The 18290-nt window shown below is 34.3% G+C and carries 14 protein-coding genes and 1 pseudogene; 11 read left to right on the plus strand and 4 right to left on the minus strand.

All coding sequences use genetic code 11. From position 1 onward, the window contains the following. Positions 1-328 precede the first annotated feature (328 nt). The 3 genes from GB234_RS08700 to prfB all read right to left on the minus strand — a co-directional run bounded on the left by GB234_RS08700 (position 329) and on the right by prfB (position 3260). Entirely contained in the window at positions 329-772 is a 444-nt protein-coding gene (locus GB234_RS08700) for a hypothetical protein (protein ID WP_151894174.1), read from the minus strand. Positions 773-826: 54 nt separating this feature from the next. Continuing rightward, entirely contained in the window at positions 827-1984 is a 1158-nt protein-coding gene (gene xerA, locus GB234_RS08705) for a site-specific tyrosine recombinase/integron integrase (RefSeq protein WP_151894175.1), read from the minus strand. A gap of 162 nt (positions 1985-2146) precedes the next feature. Then, a protein-coding gene (prfB, locus tag GB234_RS08710; RefSeq protein WP_151894176.1) for a peptide chain release factor 2 occupies positions 2147-3260 on the minus strand; the annotation gives its coding sequence in 2 pieces (ribosomal slippage) (positions 2147-3196 and positions 3198-3260; 1113 coding nt in all). Positions 3261-3466: 206 nt separating this feature from the next. Here prfB and GB234_RS08715 point away from each other — a divergent pair. From GB234_RS08715 to GB234_RS08730, 4 genes and pseudogenes are all read left to right on the plus strand, one after another. Further along, positions 3467-5896, plus strand: a complete 2430-nt coding sequence (locus GB234_RS08715) for a zinc-dependent metalloprotease (protein ID WP_151894177.1) — start codon at positions 3467-3469, stop codon at positions 5894-5896. A gap of 106 nt (positions 5897-6002) precedes the next feature. Then, positions 6003-7025: a threonine aldolase family protein gene (locus GB234_RS08720; RefSeq protein WP_151894178.1), complete on the plus strand. Its 1023-nt coding sequence runs from the start codon at positions 6003-6005 to the stop codon at positions 7023-7025. 1457 nt (positions 7026-8482) lie between these two features. Continuing rightward, a pseudogene (locus GB234_RS15360) lies at positions 8483-8944 on the plus strand (OmpA family protein); the annotation flags it as partial. Positions 8945-9072: 128 nt separating this feature from the next. Then, complete coding sequence (locus GB234_RS08730) at positions 9073-9582, plus strand: thioredoxin family protein (RefSeq protein ID WP_151894180.1); 510 nt, start codon at positions 9073-9075, stop codon at positions 9580-9582. A gap of 95 nt (positions 9583-9677) precedes the next feature. Here the strand turns inward: GB234_RS08730 and GB234_RS08735 are convergent, their stop codons facing one another. Beyond that, positions 9678-10004: a YbaB/EbfC family nucleoid-associated protein gene (locus GB234_RS08735; RefSeq protein ID WP_151894181.1), complete on the minus strand. Its 327-nt coding sequence runs from the start codon at positions 10002-10004 to the stop codon at positions 9678-9680. A gap of 64 nt (positions 10005-10068) precedes the next feature. Between GB234_RS08735 and GB234_RS08740 the strand changes: the two genes are divergently transcribed. From GB234_RS08740 to fabG, 7 genes are all read left to right on the plus strand, one after another. Beyond that, positions 10069-12204, plus strand: a complete 2136-nt coding sequence (locus GB234_RS08740) for a S9 family peptidase (RefSeq protein ID WP_151894182.1) — start codon at positions 10069-10071, stop codon at positions 12202-12204. A 75-nt stretch (positions 12205-12279) separates the two neighbouring features. Then, complete coding sequence (capA, locus tag GB234_RS08745; RefSeq protein WP_151894183.1) at positions 12280-13317, plus strand: cysteate synthase; 1038 nt, start codon at positions 12280-12282, stop codon at positions 13315-13317. Between the two features lie 157 nt (positions 13318-13474). After that, on the plus strand, positions 13475-14734 hold the full coding sequence (capB, locus tag GB234_RS08750; RefSeq protein ID WP_151894184.1) for a cysteate-C-fatty acyltransferase: 1260 nt from the start codon (positions 13475-13477) through the stop codon (positions 14732-14734). Between the two features lie 179 nt (positions 14735-14913). After that, complete coding sequence (locus tag GB234_RS08755; protein WP_151894185.1) at positions 14914-15849, plus strand: UDP-3-O-(3-hydroxymyristoyl)glucosamine N-acyltransferase; 936 nt, start codon at positions 14914-14916, stop codon at positions 15847-15849. Beyond that, positions 15849-16262 (plus strand): nuclear transport factor 2 family protein, encoded by a 414-nt coding sequence (locus GB234_RS08760; RefSeq protein ID WP_151894186.1) that lies wholly within the window; start codon positions 15849-15851, stop codon positions 16260-16262. Before GB234_RS08755 ends, GB234_RS08760 begins: the two co-directional genes overlap by 1 nt. Before the next feature lie 204 nt (positions 16263-16466). Continuing rightward, the gene (gene sucD / locus GB234_RS08765) at positions 16467-17339 is read left to right on the plus strand and encodes a succinate--CoA ligase subunit alpha (RefSeq protein WP_151894187.1); all 873 of its coding nucleotides are present in this window, start codon (positions 16467-16469) and stop codon (positions 17337-17339) included. Between the two features lie 129 nt (positions 17340-17468). Next, positions 17469-18215: a 3-oxoacyl-[acyl-carrier-protein] reductase gene (gene fabG, locus GB234_RS08770; RefSeq protein WP_151894188.1), complete on the plus strand. Its 747-nt coding sequence runs from the start codon at positions 17469-17471 to the stop codon at positions 18213-18215. Positions 18216-18290: the final 75 nt, after the last annotated feature.

The raw sequence follows: 18290 nt of genomic DNA on the forward strand, positions 1-18290 counted from the left end.
CCGCAAACGTGCTCAAATTCCGTTCTGCTTTTCATTCAGATTATGAGTGGTAAATTCCGCATAATATATTCCTTTTTCTATTCAGAAGTTGGATTTCGCAAACATGCTCCAGCATTAAAGCTAACGTCTCAGTATATGAAAAGTAGCGCTGAAAAAGGGTGCTATCCATTCGGTTGAGACACGAGCCGAATTTTTAAATTTTTCTATTTATCTTTCTTTCTCAAATAGCCAAATTTAAAAATTTGGCGACTTCGAAAAAGAGCACTAACTTTTTGTTAAGCAATGACTTACGCTATTTTTTATATACATTGTTGTGCATAGTATTTTCTCACTCTGTTTGCGGTATATAATAAAATCGAAAATTCTCAAATGGTGTACCTTCGACTGCTTTTCCGGCTGGAATTAAAGTTATACTTTTCGATTTAATATCCGCAATTTTTCCGTTCAATTTTCCGTCAACGCTTTTGGTGTAAATAATTTTTTCATCACTATTGTATTCCCATTTTCCAGTAAAATATGTTCCGTCGTCATTATAATTTAAATACTCGCCATTTTCTTTGAAGACATAATCATTATTCGGCGATTTTGGTAGTCCGCTTATTTTTTCTTCGTTTGCCATTCCGTAATCTAATTTCCAACGCTGGAACAATTCGTTTGGTAGTTCAGAATTAGTTTTATTTTGAGTTGTATTTTTCGCATTCTTTTGAGTTCCACAAGAGAATATTATTGTCAGAAATCCGATTAAAAATGCTATTCTAAATGTTTTTTTCATATTATGCACAACTTGTTATATATTACATTTTGTCGTTGTTATCCCGTAAATAAATCAAGATAACAACTGTTTTTTATCGTTGTTATTACGTAAAGATATATTATTTAATGCGTTATCTAAAGGACTTCTAATCTCTCGCAACTCTTTTTTTGTTACATGTGTGTAAATCATTGTTGTTTCTGTTCTTGAATGTCCTAAAAGTTCTTGTATGTATCTAATGTCTGTACCCTGCTCAAGTAAGTGTGTAGCATAACTATGTCTCAAAGAATGTGGGGTTACTGTTTTCTTTATACCAGCAATTTTTGAATTCTTCTTTAAAAATGATCTAACCGAATTTGGACTGTATTTACCTCCATTAGGATTCTCAATAAAGTAAATCTTTGGCTTATACGTTAAGTGATAATTTTTCAAAAGTGGATGTAAACTTTTTGCAATCGTAGTATATCTGTCTTTTCTTCCTTTAGCATTTCTAACATGTAATTGATTACGATTAAAATCAAAATCTTTTAATTCTAAATTTATCAATTCGCCTATCCTTAACCCAGATGCATAAAGCATTGTTATAATCGCTCTGTGCTTAAGGTTTTTAGTACATTCAATTAGCGTTAAAATTTCTTCAATATTTAATACCGTAGGGAGCTTTTTGTCTTTTTTTGGCATATAAATATTCTCAGTATTAATACTGCATGCAGGATAGAAAAAAGAAAAATGCTTTAGAGCGCTTACAATTTGTCGATGGGAACTTAACGAATAATTTAATGTCTTAACGGCCCATTCTAAATAATATCGCACATCATTTTCATCAATGTCGTTAATAGGTTTGTCTTTTGTAAACTTTAAAAACTCATAAACAAAATGACCGTAAGTATTGACGGTACTTTTACTATAACGCTTGCCTTCTAAAAATTTTAAAAAGTGTTCGTAAATATTCCTTTTTTCTAAGTTTAAAAAGGGAGAAATAGGAGAGTTGTTCAAGTTAATGACCGGCACTTCTGCTTTTTCATGAAAGGAATACCCCTTTTCTATCAAAAAGATTTTTAATTCCTTAAGAGTTTTAAAATTATACGGTATATAAAATGTGCGATGGGTTTTTGACCATCTTACAGTAGGAAATTGTTTTATATATTCTTTAACCTCAAAATTATATTCAAATTTTATGGCTATACAATCCAGATCTTTATGTCTAAATTTTTCAAACTTTATTATACTCATAGCGTTAAATATAAGAAGATTATATTGCTATGGTTTTGTAATTGGATATTTATTAATAAAATAAATCTTTAGCAAAATTTATCTTAAAGTAACAACCCCACTCAATAGGAGCAGGGTTATTAATTATTTTAATTTATTAATATTTCCGAAGAAGAACGCAAACTAAAGCATTTCATTTGCCTTATCATCCTTTTGTCCCATCATCATTAAATAAGCTTTTAAAAACTCATCAATATAACCATCTAAGATGGCATCTGGATTAGTACTCTCATGGTTAGTGCGTACATCTTTAACTAGTTTGTATGGTTGTAATACATAGTTACGTATCTGCGAACCCCATTCAATTGCCATTTTGTTCCCCTCAATTTCGGCGCGTTGGGCTTGCTGTTTACGCAATTCAATTTCGTAGAGTTGCGACTTTAGCATCTGCATTGCTTTTTGTCGGTTTTCAAGTTGAGAGCGTGTTTCGCTATTATGAATAACAATGCCACTAGGCTTGTGCGTTAAAATAGCCTTAGTCTCTACTTTATTTACATTTTGACCGCCAGCACCAGAACTTCGTGCAAAATCCCACGAAATTTCGGCAGGATTGATGTCAATCTCTATAGTGTCATCTGCAAGTGGATACACATAAACACTAGCAAAACTTGTATGTCGTTTGGCATTACTATCAAAAGGGGAGATGCGTACTAAGCGGTGCACGCCATTTTCACCTTTTAACCAACCAAAACCAAACTCTCCATCAATCTCTAACGTTACTGTTTTAATCCCAGCAACATCGCCAGCTTGATAATTGAGTTCTTTTACCTTGTAGCCATTTTTTTCTGCCCACATTAAATACATACGCATCAACATAGCAGCCCAATCACAACTTTCTGTGCCTCCAGCACCGGCAGTAATTTGAAGAACAGCACTCATAGCATCACCTTCCTCACTAAGCATGTTTCTAAACTCAATATCCTCAATAGCAGCTGCGGCCTTGCCATAACGTATTTCTACATTTTCTGCAGTACCCTCACCTTCTTTGAAAAACTCAAAAATGACCTCGGCGTCTTCATAAAGGTTTATTGCATGTTGATAGTCTAAAACCCACTTCTTCTTATTGCGCAGCACTTTCATAAAAGCCTCGGCTTCCTGTGCATTGTTCCAAAAATTAGGGTCAAAAGTTTTCTCCTCGTCGTTTGTAATTTCTATTTCTTTGCCAGCAATGTCAAAGATATTGCCTTAACGCGTCCAGGCGGTTGCGAAGGTCTTGGAGTTGGTCTGTTGTAATCAATGTATTTATTTTTTAGTAAAAGTACTGTTATTGAAGATGAGTTCAAAAAGAAAATGTTGTTAGTCTTAAGGTTTTAAACCTTATGCTCTAGGAGTTAGGTCTTAAGTAAAATTATTTTACTATTTAACCCCTTCTTCAAAAACCCAAGATTTAGCCTTTTTAGTTTTATTTACTTAGATTTATAAATTCTGAAATATATAACAACCATGACATATCGCTTCATTTTTATCTGTATTTTTTTTCTCTTCGGAAATGTGACTACACAAGCCCAATTTCTTGATGCAAAAAAAGATTTAAAAGCTTTTAACGGCTATTTTAATTTCCATTATTCTGAAACCGAAGGCGAAATATATCTTGAAATTCCAAAGTCTTTCATTGATAAAGAATTTCTCTACGTTCACTCACTGCGCACAGGACTAGGGAGTAATGATATAGGACTAGATAGAGGACAATTAGGCGATCAAGCGTTAGTAAAGTTTTTAAAAAGTGGAAATAAGTTACTGTTATTGCAGCCTAATTTAAAGTTTCGGGCGGAGACGGAAAACCAACTCGAAAAAAAATCTATTAATGAAGCGTTTGCAAAATCGGTGTTATTTGGTTTCAGTATAAAAGAAACAAAAGCCGAAAATTATATTATTGACCTCACCCCATTTTTAATGGAAGATGCTCACGGCATTACAAGTAGACTTAAAAAGCAAAAAGAAGGAACGTATAAAATAGATGCTACACGAAGCAGTATATGGTTGGAACGTACAAAGGCCTTCCCTAAAAACGTAGAGTTCGAATCTTTACTCACTTTTAAAGGAGAAGCTACAGGAAAAAACGTAAGAAGTATAGCGCCAGATAGTAAAGCATTATCAGTAATTCAGCATCATAGTTTTGTTGAACTACCAGATGCAAATTACACCCCTCGCGCATTTGATCCTCGAAGCGGAAGCTTTTCCATTGATTATTTAGATTATAGCACACCCATTTGGGAACCCATAAAAAAACGTTTTATTACTAGACATAGGTTGACAAAAAAGAATCCCACCCTAGAAATTTCAGAAGCCGTTGAACCCATTATTTATTATTTAGACTCAGGAACACCAGAGCCAGTTCGATCTGCATTACTAGAAGGTGCACGTTGGTGGAATCAAGCATTTGAAACGATTGGTTACAAAAATGCGTTTCAAGTACAACTATTACCAGATGATGCAGACCCAATGGATGTGCGTTACAACGTTATTCAATGGGTACATAGAAGTACGCGTGGCTGGAGTTACGGCGGTAGCGTTATCGACCCACGTACTGGCGAAATTATTAAAGGACACGTGAGTCTTGGGAGTTTGCGCATTAGGCAAGATTTTATGATTGCCCAGGCGTTAATGAACAAGCCATTTGCAGAGCGTGATGATAATTACCAGCCTATGCTAGATATGGCATTAGCACGCATTAGACAGTTATCTGCACATGAGGTGGGGCATACGTTAGGCTTTGCGCATAATTTTGCGACAAGTGCAACAAACAGATCAAGTGTGATGGATTATCCACACCCCACATTGAGCATAGCCAATGGTGAGGTAGATTTTAGGAATGCTTATGCAATAGGTATTGGAGATTGGGACAAAGTGACGGTAACTTATAGTTATAGTGAAGCAGATGCTAGTAATAATTTTGCAAATGAAAAACAACGATTAAATGCAATATTGAAAAATGCAAGCGATAACGGAATGCGCTATATTACAGACAGCGATGCTCGTGCACAAAGTGGAGCTCACGCAACTGCTCATCTTTGGGATAATGGGAAAAATGCAGCACTTGAACTTGAAGATATGTTGCGATTGCGCGCAGTTGCAATGGAAAATTTTTCGATAGATAATATAAAAGATGGTGAGCCATACTCAGTATTAGAAGATGTATTTGTGCCTTTGTATTTTTACCACCGTTTTCAAACTGAAGCTGCGGTAAAGTCAATAGGGGGTATGGATTACAATTATGCGGTAAAAGGTGACGGCCAACTCATTCAAAAAGTACTTCCCAAGGCTGAGCAAGTACAAGCATTAAAAGCTGTTTTAAAAACAATTTTGCCAACAACGCTAGCAATACCAGCAGATAAACTGGCTTTGTTTCCACCGCGTGCTTATGGGTATCCTAGGGATAGAGAATCTTTTAAAAGTAAAAATGGTGTTGCCTTTGATGCCATTGGCGCCGCAGCAACAGCGAGCGACATGACGCTAAAATTACTTCTCAATCCACAACGCGCTAACCGTCTTGTACAACAGAAAGCGATGGATAAAAATACACTAGGTTTTACCGAAGTAGTGGATGAATTAATAGATGCTACCTTCGGAAATTTTAAGGGTGAGAACTATGAGCAAGAAATAAATAAAACGGTACAATTTAACGTAGTACAGCATTTGATGAATGTTTCGGTAAGTGGGCAAAGTAAGCCACAAATTAAAGCTATTTCAATGAGCGGACTGCAAAAAATTTCAGAAATGATTACTAAAGGAAATAGTGCTTTTGATATATTTTTACATTCGGAAATTGACAACTTTAAAAGGTTTCCAGAAAAGTTTAAAGTGATGGCTGCACCTAAAATACCAGACGGAAGTCCTATAGGGAGTTTTGAGTGTATGACAACGAATTATTAAATTGGAATCCGAAAATTTTTGTGTTGATTAACATTTCCGAAGAAAATACTTAATAGAAAATAATATACTAATTAATATTTGAGTTCCCTTTTTGTGGGAGATAATTATGACAATTGATTTAAGAAGTGATACGGTAACAAGACCAACTCCGGGAATGATGGAGGCGATTATAAATGCGCAAGTAGGAGACGATGTGTATAAAGAAGACCCGTCTGTCAACGAATTAGAACGACGTGTTGCAGATTTTTTTGGGATGGATGAGGCGCTTTTTTTTCCTACGGGGAGCATGGCAAATCAGGCTGCAATAAAATTACACACGCAACCAGGAGAGCAATTAATTTGTGATAAATGGGCGCACGTTTATAATTATGAGGGTGGAGGTGTTTCATTTAATAGTGGTGTTTCTTGTAAGCTTGTTGACGGAGATAGAGGTATGATTACTGCGGCTCAAGTTGTAGAAAGTATAAATCCGCCAGATTTTTACCATAGCCCATTAACAACACTTGTGTGTTTAGAAAATACCACAAATAAGGGTGGAGGTGCGTGTTATGATTTTGATGAAATTTTAAAGATTAAAGCCGTTTGCGACGCAAATAATTTAGGGTTGCATCTAGATGGGGCGCGCTTGATGAATGCGTTAGTAGCTACGGGACAAGATCCTAAAGATTATGGGAATGTTTTTGATACCATTTCATTGTGTTTTAGTAAAGGTCTTGGAACTCCTATGGGTACGGTTCTGGCAGGAAAATCTGAGTTAATGAAGAATGCGATTCGAATTAGAAAAATATTAGGAGGTGGTATGCGGCAAGTAGGTTTTATGGCGGCGGCTGGTATTTATGCTTTAGATAATCAAGTAAATCGCATCAAAGAAGATCATAAAAGGGCTACAGAAATTTCAGATTTATTAGTAACACTTTCATATGTTGAAAAAGTAGAGCCTACTGAAACAAACATTGTCATTTTTTATTTAAATCCTGAAATATCTGAACAAAACTTTATGTCATATTTAGAAATAAATGGATGTCGAATAAGTAACATGGGACATGGGAAATTACGTGTAGTTACGCATCATGATTTCACAGACAAAATGTGTTTAAAACTATTAAAGTTATTGCAAGATTTTAAATAAATAGTATAAGTTATTTTTACATGTTAGTATAGTATTCAGTTATTTAGACGGTGTTAATTGTATATTTTATTTACATAATTTAAGTTAAATTATATTCAATTGCATTTAAACGCATTTTTTTTGTGGCTTGTCGAAAAATGTTAAAGCCAATCTTTAATTTAGGGTATCTTTATGAGAGAGTGCTTTATATAATTGTACTTTTACACTGTAATTTAATAACCATTAAACAAACAAACATGAAAAAAATTATTTTATTAGGTTTTGCATTATTAGTTGCTCAGGTAACTTTTGCACAGGACCTTCCAACAAACCCTGAGCCGGGTAAGTGTTATGTAAGATGTGTAACACCTGATGTTTGGGTAAACCAAACAGTAACCGTTCAAACATCCCCAGCGTACAAAAAACTAAGTGTTGTACCAGCACAATATACTACTGAAACAGTAACAGTAGAATCTAAAGCTGCTGCTCAAAACTTAGAAGTTATACCTGCTGAATATACTAATGAGTCTTTTAGTATTGTAACTAAAGAAGCTTCTCAACGTTTAATCACTATTCCTTCTGAAAGAAATACAACTACTGAAACTGTAGTGACAGAAGATGCTAGTTATAGCTTAAGAGTAATTCCTGCTGTTTATGAGAATCAATCTTTTGAAGTTGTTACACAACCAGCTTACCAAAAAATTGAAACTGTACCTGCAGTATATGAAACTAGAGATGTTACAATTACTACAAAAGAACCATCTCAAAGAATGGAAGTTATTCCTGCTGAATTTGGAACTGAGACTGCAACTTATAATAAAAGAGAGTACGGTTCTTCTATTAGAACTACACCAGCATCTTTCACAACAGACTACGAAACAGTGGAGGTTAAGCCTGCTACTGCTCGTTGGGAAATGAGTGATACTCCTGCTGCAGATTGTGCTTCAAGTGACCCTAACGATTGTCGCTACTGGTGTTATAAAGGTATCCCTGCAGAGTATACTACTGTACCAGTACAGAGATTATCTAACGATGCATCTTTTGTAAAAACTCCAGATTGTGTTGATGCAAATAATGGTGGTGAGCCATGTGGACAAGGTACTTATACAAGAACTGTACTTGTAAGACCAGCTTCTACAAGAGTAATTGATATTCCTGGTGAGTCTACAACTGTGCAAACTACAGTAATGGTAACTCCTCCTACAACAAGAGTTATTGATGTTCCTGAAGTAAGAAAAACAATGACTAAGAGAGTAATGGTAACTCCTCCTACAACTGAGCGTATAGAGATTGCTGGTTCTTCTTCAACATACAAGAAAACTGTTTACACAAACGAAACTACTCGTGCAGAAGATATCCCTTCAGTTTCTAAAACATTTTCAAAAAGAGTTATGTCAACACCTCCTACAACAAGAGCCGTTGATATTCCAAACCAAATGAAAACGTTGAAAGTAACTAAGTTAGTTTCTGATGCTAGAGTTGAAGAGGTAACGGTTCCTTCTGAAACTAGAACTGTAACTAAAGAAGTACTACAAACTAAAGGTGGTCTGACTACTTGGACTGAAGTAGAGTGTGCTCTTGTTGAGTACCAAGCACTTCCTATCAACTGGAACTTAGGTTCAGCTACATTAACTCCACAAGCAAAAAACATCATCGACACTCGCTTGATGCCAGTTTTAGCTCAGAACCCAGGAGTTAAATTAGAAGTTGCTTCTCACACAGATTCTAGAGGTGGAGCTACATCTAACCAAGATCTTTCTGAAAGAAGAGCGCAAGCTGTTGTTTCATACCTACAATCAAAAGGTATTAATGGAAGTTTATTAGTTGGTAATGGTTTTGGTGAGCGTAAATTAACTAACAGATGTAAAGATGGAGTTTCTTGTACTGAGCGAGAGCACGCTACAAACCGTCGTACTGAGTTTAGATTAATCAATAACTAAGATTAATTGCAATAAATATACGAATCTTATATAAGAATCGTTTTAAGAGAATTCCCATTAATTTGGGAATTCTTTTTTTTTACGCATCTTTGGCATACATTGTGTAAAAAGACAATAAACTTTATACTATGAAAACTATTCTATCCATTCTTTTATTAAGTATTACAACCTACAGTTTTTCTCAAGAAGTATATTTTGATGATGAAGTAGAAGAGACCGTAATTGTAGAAGAGCAAAAATCTAATCTTAATTGGCTAACTAATATAGATGAAGCTATAGCACTTTCTAAAAAGAACAGTAAACCAATATTAATTTATTTTAATGGTAGTGACTGGTGTTCCCCTTGTGTTGTTCTAAAAGAAGATTTTTTTGAAACTCCAGAATTTGAAAAACGAGCAGATAAATTAATTTTAGTTATGATAGATTATCCTAGAAGAAAAGATATTCTCTCTGCTTCTCAAATGAAATATAATAGAGAAATGATTACTAAGTATAATAAGAGTAAAACATTTCCAAAACTTATCATGCTTAATAAAAATGGTAATCAAGTTGGCAAGTTGTCAGGTTATAGTTCGTTTAATACATATCATGACACTTCACATCATTATAAGTTTGTCGATAAATATATTTCTCAATAAATAAGTATACATAACAAAAAGCCCGAAACTTAAAGTTTCGGGCTTTTTGTTACTATATAATGACGTAGCCAAAAGAGTAAGGTTTAGTCTTGAATTTATTTAAATAATCCATCCATCCCAGGAATATTAGGCATTCCATCTTTTGCTACAGCAGCGAGTTCAGCTTCATTAACAATTGTTGCTTTATCAATGGCTTTGTTAATTGTAAGAATTAGATAATCTTCTAATTGATCTTTATCTTCTAACAATTTTGTGTCTATTTCTAAATTTTTAATTTCTCTATTAGCGGTTAACGTTACTTTTAAAAGACCATCAGTGCTTTGTTCATCAATAAGTACCGTATTTAATCGTTCTTTAGTAGCAGCTACTTTTTCTTGAGTTTCCTTAAGTTTACCCATCATTCCCATTAAGTCTCCAAACATATATTTAATTTTTAGTTATCCGCAAATTTAGTAATTTACAAACCTAAATTTCAATAAAATCTTTATGAAATATTCAGCTATTCTAGTGGTTGCTTCTGTTATTTTTGCAATCTCTTGTAACAACAAAGAAAATCAAAAAAAATCTATGGATATCACTCCTCCTAAAGTTGATAAAATTGCTAAGAATTTAGAAATGCACGGTGATGTTCGTGATGATAGTTACTACTGGCTTAATGATAGAGAAAATGCAGAAGTAATAGACTACTTAGAGCGTGAAAACGATTATTACGCTAAAATGACAGCTCATACTGACGACTTTAAAAATAGTCTTTTTGAAGAAATGAAGAGTCGCATCAAAGAAGATGACTCATCTGTTCCATATAAATTGAACGGTTATTTTTATATAACGAGATACGAAACAGGCAAAGATTACCCAATTTATACTCGTAAAAAAGGTACTCTCGATGCAAAAGAAGAGGTGTTATTTGATGTCAATGAAATGGCAGATGGGCATTCTTATTATAATTTAAATGGTATTAATGTAAGTCCTAATAATAAACTTGTTTCTTTTGGAGTAGATACGGTAAGTCGTCGAAAATATACAATACACATTAAAAATCTAGAAACTGGTGAAATATTAAACGAAAATATTCCATTAACAACCGGAGGTGCAACGTGGGCTAACGATAATAAAACATTATTTTATACAAAGAAGGATGAAGTAACACTTAGATCAAACGAAATTTACAGACATACATTAGGAAATACATCAGATAATGATGTGAAAGTGTTTACTGAAGAGGATGAAACTTTTGGTACGTACGTTTATAAAACAAAGTCAAAAAAGTTTATAATTATTGGTTGTTATAGTACACTTTCATCAGAGTTTAGAATATTAAATGCAGATACTCCCAATGGTGATTTTAATATATTTCAGAAGAGAGAAAGAGGATTAGAATACGATATTTCTCACTTCGGAAATGAGTGGTTCATTGTAACAAATAAAGATAATGCCACTAATTTTAAACTAATGAAAACTTCCGAAGGAAAAACTTCTAAAGAAAATTGGGTTGATGAAATTCCACATAGAAAAGAAACACTCTTAGAAGATATTGAAATTTTTAAAGATTATCTAGTCGTTAGTGAAAGAACTAACGGTCTTAACCAGATTAATATAAAAAGATGGGATGGTAAAGCAGATTATTACTTACCATTTGATAACGAAACCTATACAACGGGAACGGGTGCGAATCCAGATTTTGATTCTAAAATTTTACGCTATGGCTACACCTCTTTAACAACACCTTCTTCAACCATAGATTTTAATATGGAAACTAAGGAAAAAACAGTTTTAAAAGAAACTGAAGTGCTTGGAGGTACATTTGACAAAAATAATTATGAGTCAAAACGTGTTTGGGCTACTGCAGCAGATGGAACTAAAATTCCTGTATCTATCGTTTACAAAAAGGGGATAAAGATGGATGGTAAAAATCCACTTTTTCAATACGCATACGGTTCATACGGAGCAACAATTGACCCATATTTTTCAACAACCAGATTGAGCCTTTTAGATAGGGGGTTTATTTATGCTATTGCACATATTAGAGGTGGTCAATACCTAGGTAGACAATGGTATGAAGACGGTAAATTATTAAAAAAGAAAAATACATTTACAGACTTTATTGATGTTTCAAAATTTTTAATTCAAGAAAATTATACATCAAAAGACCATTTGTATGCTGCTGGAGGTTCTGCCGGAGGTTTATTAATGGGTGCAGTCGTTAATATGGCTCCAGAATTATATAATGGAGTTGTGGCAGCAGTTCCTTTTGTGGATGTCGTTACTACAATGCTAGATGATACAATCCCTTTAACAACGGGTGAATATGATGAATGGGGAAATCCTAATGAAAAAGAATATTATGAGTATATGAAATCATACTCACCTTACGATAATGTACAAGCGCATGATTATCCTAATATGTTAGTAACTACGGGACTTCATGATAGCCAAGTACAATACTTTGAACCAGCTAAATGGGTTGCAAGATTGCGCGAAATGAAAACGGATAATCACATTTTATATTTAGATACAAATATGGAAGCTGGACACGGTGGTGCTTCGGGAAGATTTGAGGCTCTCAAAGAAGTAGCAAAACAATATGCATTTATCTTTGACTTAGAGGGAATTAAAAAGTAGAAATTTTATTTTGTATCTTTGCGCGGTATTAAAATCAAAATGCGATAAGCATTATTTTTTAATCAAATTTCCTCTATGAAAGAAACTATAAAAGCGAATAACAATATTCTGGAATTAATAGGTGATACACCGTTAATCAAATTAAACAGAATTACAGAATCGTTAAAAGGTAATTTCTACGCTAAAGTAGAAGCATTCAACCCAGGGCATTCTTCAAAAGATAGAATAGCACTCTATATATTAGAACAAGCAGAGAAAAAGGGAATTTTAAAACCAGGTGATACTATTGTAGAAACTACAAGTGGTAACACAGGTTTTAGTATTGCAATGGTGAGTATTGTTAAAGGATACAAATGTATTCTTGCAGTAAGTTCAAAATCATCTAAAGACAAAATTGATATGCTTCGCACTATGGGTGCAGAAGTACATGTTTGTCCAGCACATGTGCCAGCAGATGATGCACGTTCGTATTATGAGGTTGCAAAACGAATTCACTTAGAAACCCCAGGTTCTGTATATATCAATCAGTATTTCAATGAGCTAAATATTGATGCCCACTATCATACAACGGGTCCAGAAATATGGAATCAAACAAGTGGACAAATCACGCATCTTGTAGCATGTAGTGGAACAGGAGGTACAATTTCTGGAATAGGACGCTTTTTAAAAGAACAAAATCCTAATATTCAAATTTTAGGAATTGATGCCTATGGAAGTGTATTACAAAAATACCATCAAACAAGAGAGTTTGATAAAAATGAAATTTACCCATATAGAATTGAAGGGCTAGGGAAAAACTTAATTCCAACAGCTACAGATTTTGATACTATTGACTCATTTACTAAAGTAACTGATGAAAGTAGCGCGTTAACAGCGAGAGAAATAGCGAAAACAGAAGGTTTATTTGTAGGATATACAAGTGGCGCAGCTATGCAGGGCGTTAAGCAACTAGCAGAGGATGAAACATTTGATGAAAACAGTAATGTAGTTATATTATTTCCAGATCATGGTTCGCGCTATATGAGTAAAATATATAGCGATGAATGGATGGAACAGCAAGGCTTTATGGATGAAAATTCTGAAGTTAGCGTCGCTGTAAACTATATAAAATAAACGGACTAATCCCGTATTAAAATTTCCGAAGTTATTTGCTTCGGAAATTTTTGTTTAATAAAAAATTGAGTGTCAAATTTTTGCCAAATAGTTCAAATCTTATGATTTGAAACATTATTTGATTAATTTTGCAAATCACTAAAACGTGTGAGTATTGATGAAAGATTTATTTGATAAAATATACAAAGATAAAGGTCCACTAGGTAAATGGGCAGAGGTTGCAGAAGGGTATTTTGTATTCCCAAAATTAGAAGGTCCTATTTCTAATAGAATGAAATTCCAAGGCAAAGAAGTTATAACATGGAGTATTAATGATTATCTTGGTTTAGCAAATCATCCAGAAGTGCGTAAAGTAGATGCAGAAGCAGCTGCTGAGTACGGTTCTGCATACCCAATGGGAGCTAGGATGATGAGTGGTCACACAGATTTACATGAGCAATTACAGGATGAATTAGCAACTTTCGTTAGTAAAGAAGCGGCATATTTGTTAAATTTTGGATACCAAGGGATGGTTTCTACAGTAGATGCACTTGTATCTAAAGATGACGTTATTGTTTATGATGTCGATGCACATGCTTGTATTATTGACGGTGTTCGTTTACATATGGGACAACGTTTTACATACAAGCACAACGATATGGAGAGTATCGAGAAAAACTTGAAACGTGCTACAAAAATGGCAGAGAAAACAGGAGGAGGAATTCTTTTGATTTCTGAAGGTGTTTTTGGAATGCGTGGTGAGCAAGGTAAGTTAAAGGAGATTGTTGCTTTAAAAAAGAAATATAATTTCAGATTATTTGTTGATGATGCGCACGGTTTCGGTACACTTGGTAAAACAGGAGCTGGAGCAGGTGAGGAGCAAGGTGTACAAGATGGGATTGATGTATATTTTGCAACATTTGCTAAATCATTAGCAAGTACAGGAGCATTTATCGCTGCAGACCAAGAAATAATGGATTATTTAAAGTATAATTTACGTTCACAAATGTTCGCAAAGTCACTACAAATGCAATTAGTAGTTGGTGCTTTAAAAAGACTAGATATGTTACGCACAATGCCAGAACTTAAAGAAAAGTTATGGGAGAATGTTAATGCATTACAAGGAGGTTTAAAAGAAAGAGGTTTTGATATTGGAACAACGCAGAGTTGTGTAACTCCAGTGTATCTTAAAGGTACGGTGCCAGAAGCAATGGCATTAGTAAAAGACCTTAGAGAAAACCATGGTGTGTTTTGTTCTATTGTTGTGTATCCGGTAATCCCAAAAGGATTAATATTATTAAGATTAATACCTACTGCTTCTCATACTTTAAAAGATGTGGAAGAAACTTTAGAAGCATTTTCATCAATTAGAGAAAGACTTGAAAATGGTACTTATAAAAGGCTATCTGCATCAGTAGCTGCCGCTTTTGGTGAGTAACTATAAGAGTTAATGTTTTTTTCGAGCTTTATTATTAAAATAATAACACTTTATTTTTTAAGAGTAGTTAATAATTTACTGCTAACATTATATAAGTGATTAGAGTAAAAATATAAAATCCTAACACATCATAAATTGTGTTGGGATTTTTTATATTTGATATTCAAAATTTATACCCTATGAAATTTAGACAACCGCAAACACTTCAAGACATTGCAACAATTTTGGACTGTGATTTTGTGGGGAATGCAGACTTTCCAGTGTTGGGTATGAATGAAATACACGTAGTACAGCCAGGAGATATTGTTTTTGTAGATCACCCTAAATATTATGATAAAGCTTTACAATCTGCAGCAACTATTGTACTTATTAATAAAAAAGTAGATTGCCCTTTGGGTAAGGCATTGCTTATTAGTGAAGAGCCATTTAATGATTTTAATAAGTTAACAAATTATTTTAATCCCTTTAGTCAGGCGAGAGCAGTTATTGCAGAATCGGCAACAATTGGGAAAAACACCGTAATCCAGCCTAATGTTTTTATAGGTAATAATGTAACCATAGGGAGTGATTGTTTGATACATAGCAATGTGGCCATATACGATAATACCGTTATTGGTAATGGAGTCACTATTCACGCAGGTACCGTGTTAGGAGGTGATGCTTTTTATTATAAAAACCGACCAGAAAAATTTGATAAATTAATTAGTGGCGGAAATGTAATCATCCAAGACAATGTTGATTTAGGCGCACTATGTACTATTGATAAAGGAGTAACCGCATCTACGACCATTGGCGAAGGGACAAAAATAGATAACCAAGTGCATGTAGGTCACGATACTGTTATAGGTAAAAGATGTTTAATTGCATCTCAAGTGGGGATTGCGGGCTGTGTCCTAATTGAAGATTTTGTAACCATATGGGGACAGGTGGGTATCACTAGTGGTGTTACTATAGGTGAAAAGGCCGTAATTTCGGCACAAAGTGGTGTAAGTAAATCATTAGCAGGACATAAAAGTTATTTTGGAACTCCCGCAGATGAGTTTAGAAAAAAATACAAAGAGTTGGCATCAATTAGGTTGATACCAGATATTATTGAAAAATTAGATAATTTATAATGAGTAAGAGCGCAAAAGAAATCGTTAAAGAATTTTATAATTACAATCTAGTCTCAGAGCCAGGAAAGGCATTATCATTAATACATGATGATATTGAGTTAATTTGGAACAGTGCAGACGGACTAACCATTATGCACTACCCAGAAATTGTAGAATCTTTTAAAGAAATACAAAGGTCATATGATGACCTAAGAGTAGAGGTGAGTCACGTGTTAGAGGATGAAAATTTTGTAACTATACGTTATAAATATTACATACGCACTATTGAAAATCAAGATGAAGAACTAGGTATAGCTCACTTTATCGCAATATGGCAAATTAAAGATGGTAAACTTTATCGCGGACACCAAATAAGTCAACCCGTTATGAGTGCAGATGATTCTAGCGGAACATACAACAAGGTTAAATATTAATTTCACTGTATTTTTTAGCTAAAAAAAAGTACCTTTGCAGGCGTTCTTCAGGATGTTATGCTATAAGAGGTTTTGTTTAAAATTTCAAGAGTTTAAAAGAAGTTTTTATACTTCGGAAATGTGACAGGAATTAAAACGATTGCTTTTAATATATTTCAGAAGAGAGAATAAAAGGAATAATAACAATCAACATAATACATCGCAATGAGTGTTTTAGTAAATAAAGATTCAAAAATTATAGTTCAAGGATTTACAGGTAGTGAAGGTACTTTTCACGCTGGTCAAATGATTGAATACGGAACAAATGTAGTGGGTGGAGTAACCCCTGGAAAAGGTGGTCAAACACACTTGGATAGACCTGTTTTCAACACTGTAGCAGAGGCTGTAGAAAAAGCTGGAGCAGATACAACAATTATATTTGTACCACCGGCATTTGCTGCAGATGCAATTATGGAAGCTGCAGATGCAGGTATTAAAGTAATCATTACAATTACTGAAGGTATTCCAGTAGGAGATATGATTAAAGCTGCAAACTATATTAAAAATAGAGACTGTAGATTAATTGGACCTAACTGTCCAGGAGTTATTACTCCAGGTGAAGCAAAGGTTGGTATCATGCCAGGTTTTGTATTTAAAAAAGGAAATGTAGGGATTGTTTCAAAATCCGGAACGTTAACTTATGAAGCTGCTGATCAAGTTGTAAAGCAAGGTTTAGGTATTACAACAGCAATAGGTATTGGTGGTGACCCAATTATTGGAACAACTACAAAAGAAGCAGTTGAATTGTTAATTAATGACCCAGAAACTGAAGCTGTTGTAATGATTGGAGAAATAGGTGGTCAACTTGAAGCAGACGCAGCAAACTGGTATAAAGCTAGTGGTAGCAAAAAACCAGTAGTAGGATTTATAGCAGGTGAAACTGCTCCAGCAGGACGTACAATGGGTCACGCAGGTGCAATTGTAGGTGGAAGTGATGATACAGCTCAAGCAAAGAAGAAAATTATGCGTGAGTGTGGAATTCACGTTGTAGATTCTCCAGCAGAAATAGGAAAGAAAGTTGCCGAGGTTCTTGGATAACTTTTAAACAAATAACCATATAAAGCCCTGCTATAATAGCGGGGCTTTTTAGTATATTTGAACTACCAATAAAAACAACCATTACTTAGTTTACAGAGTTATTGAAAGCTCAATTTTAATTGTTTTATTATGAAATTACTAGAAGGAAAAACTGCAATTATCACAGGTGGAAGCCGTGGAATAGGAAAAGGTATCGTTGAAGTCTTTGCGCAACATGGTGCTAATGTAGCATTTACATATAATTCGTCCGCCGAAGCTGCAGATGCTCTTGCTACAGAGATTAGCAAAAGCGGAGTTAAAGCAAAAGCGTATAAAAGTGATGCTTCAAATTATGAGGCATCGCAGGAATTAGCTGCTGCAGTTCTAGAAGATTTTGGAAGCATTGACATTCTTGTTAATAATGCAGGAATCACAAAAGATAATTTATTAATGCGCATGAGCGAAGCAGATTTTGATACTGTTGTGGAGGTTAACCTAAAGTCTGTGTTTAACATGACAAAAGCTGTTCAACGTACTATGTTGAAACAACGTAAAGGTTCAATTATAAACATGAGCTCTGTAGTAGGAGTAAAAGGAAACGCAGGACAAACAAATTATGCAGCGTCAAAAGCAGGAATTATAGGTTTTTCAAAATCAGTTGCATTAGAGTTAGGTTCTCGTGATATACGTAGTAACGTTATTGCTCCAGGATTTATTGAGACAGAAATGACAGGAAAACTTGATGCGGCAACCGTACAATCATGGAGAGATGCTATTCCTTTAAAAAGAGGAGGCTCACCAGAAGATATCGCAAATGCATGTGTTTTTTTAGCAAGTGATTTATCTGCGTATGTAACTGGCCAAGTTTTAAATGTTGACGGAGGTATGCTTACTTAATATTATTAAATTTATTATAAGTAATAGGTTGATATTTAGTAGGCAGTTTTTTATATATTTTAAAAAAAGCTCATA

The sequence above is a fragment of the Patiriisocius marinistellae genome, assembly GCF_009014635.1.
Lineage (GTDB): Bacteria > Bacteroidota > Bacteroidia > Flavobacteriales > Flavobacteriaceae > Patiriisocius > Patiriisocius marinistellae.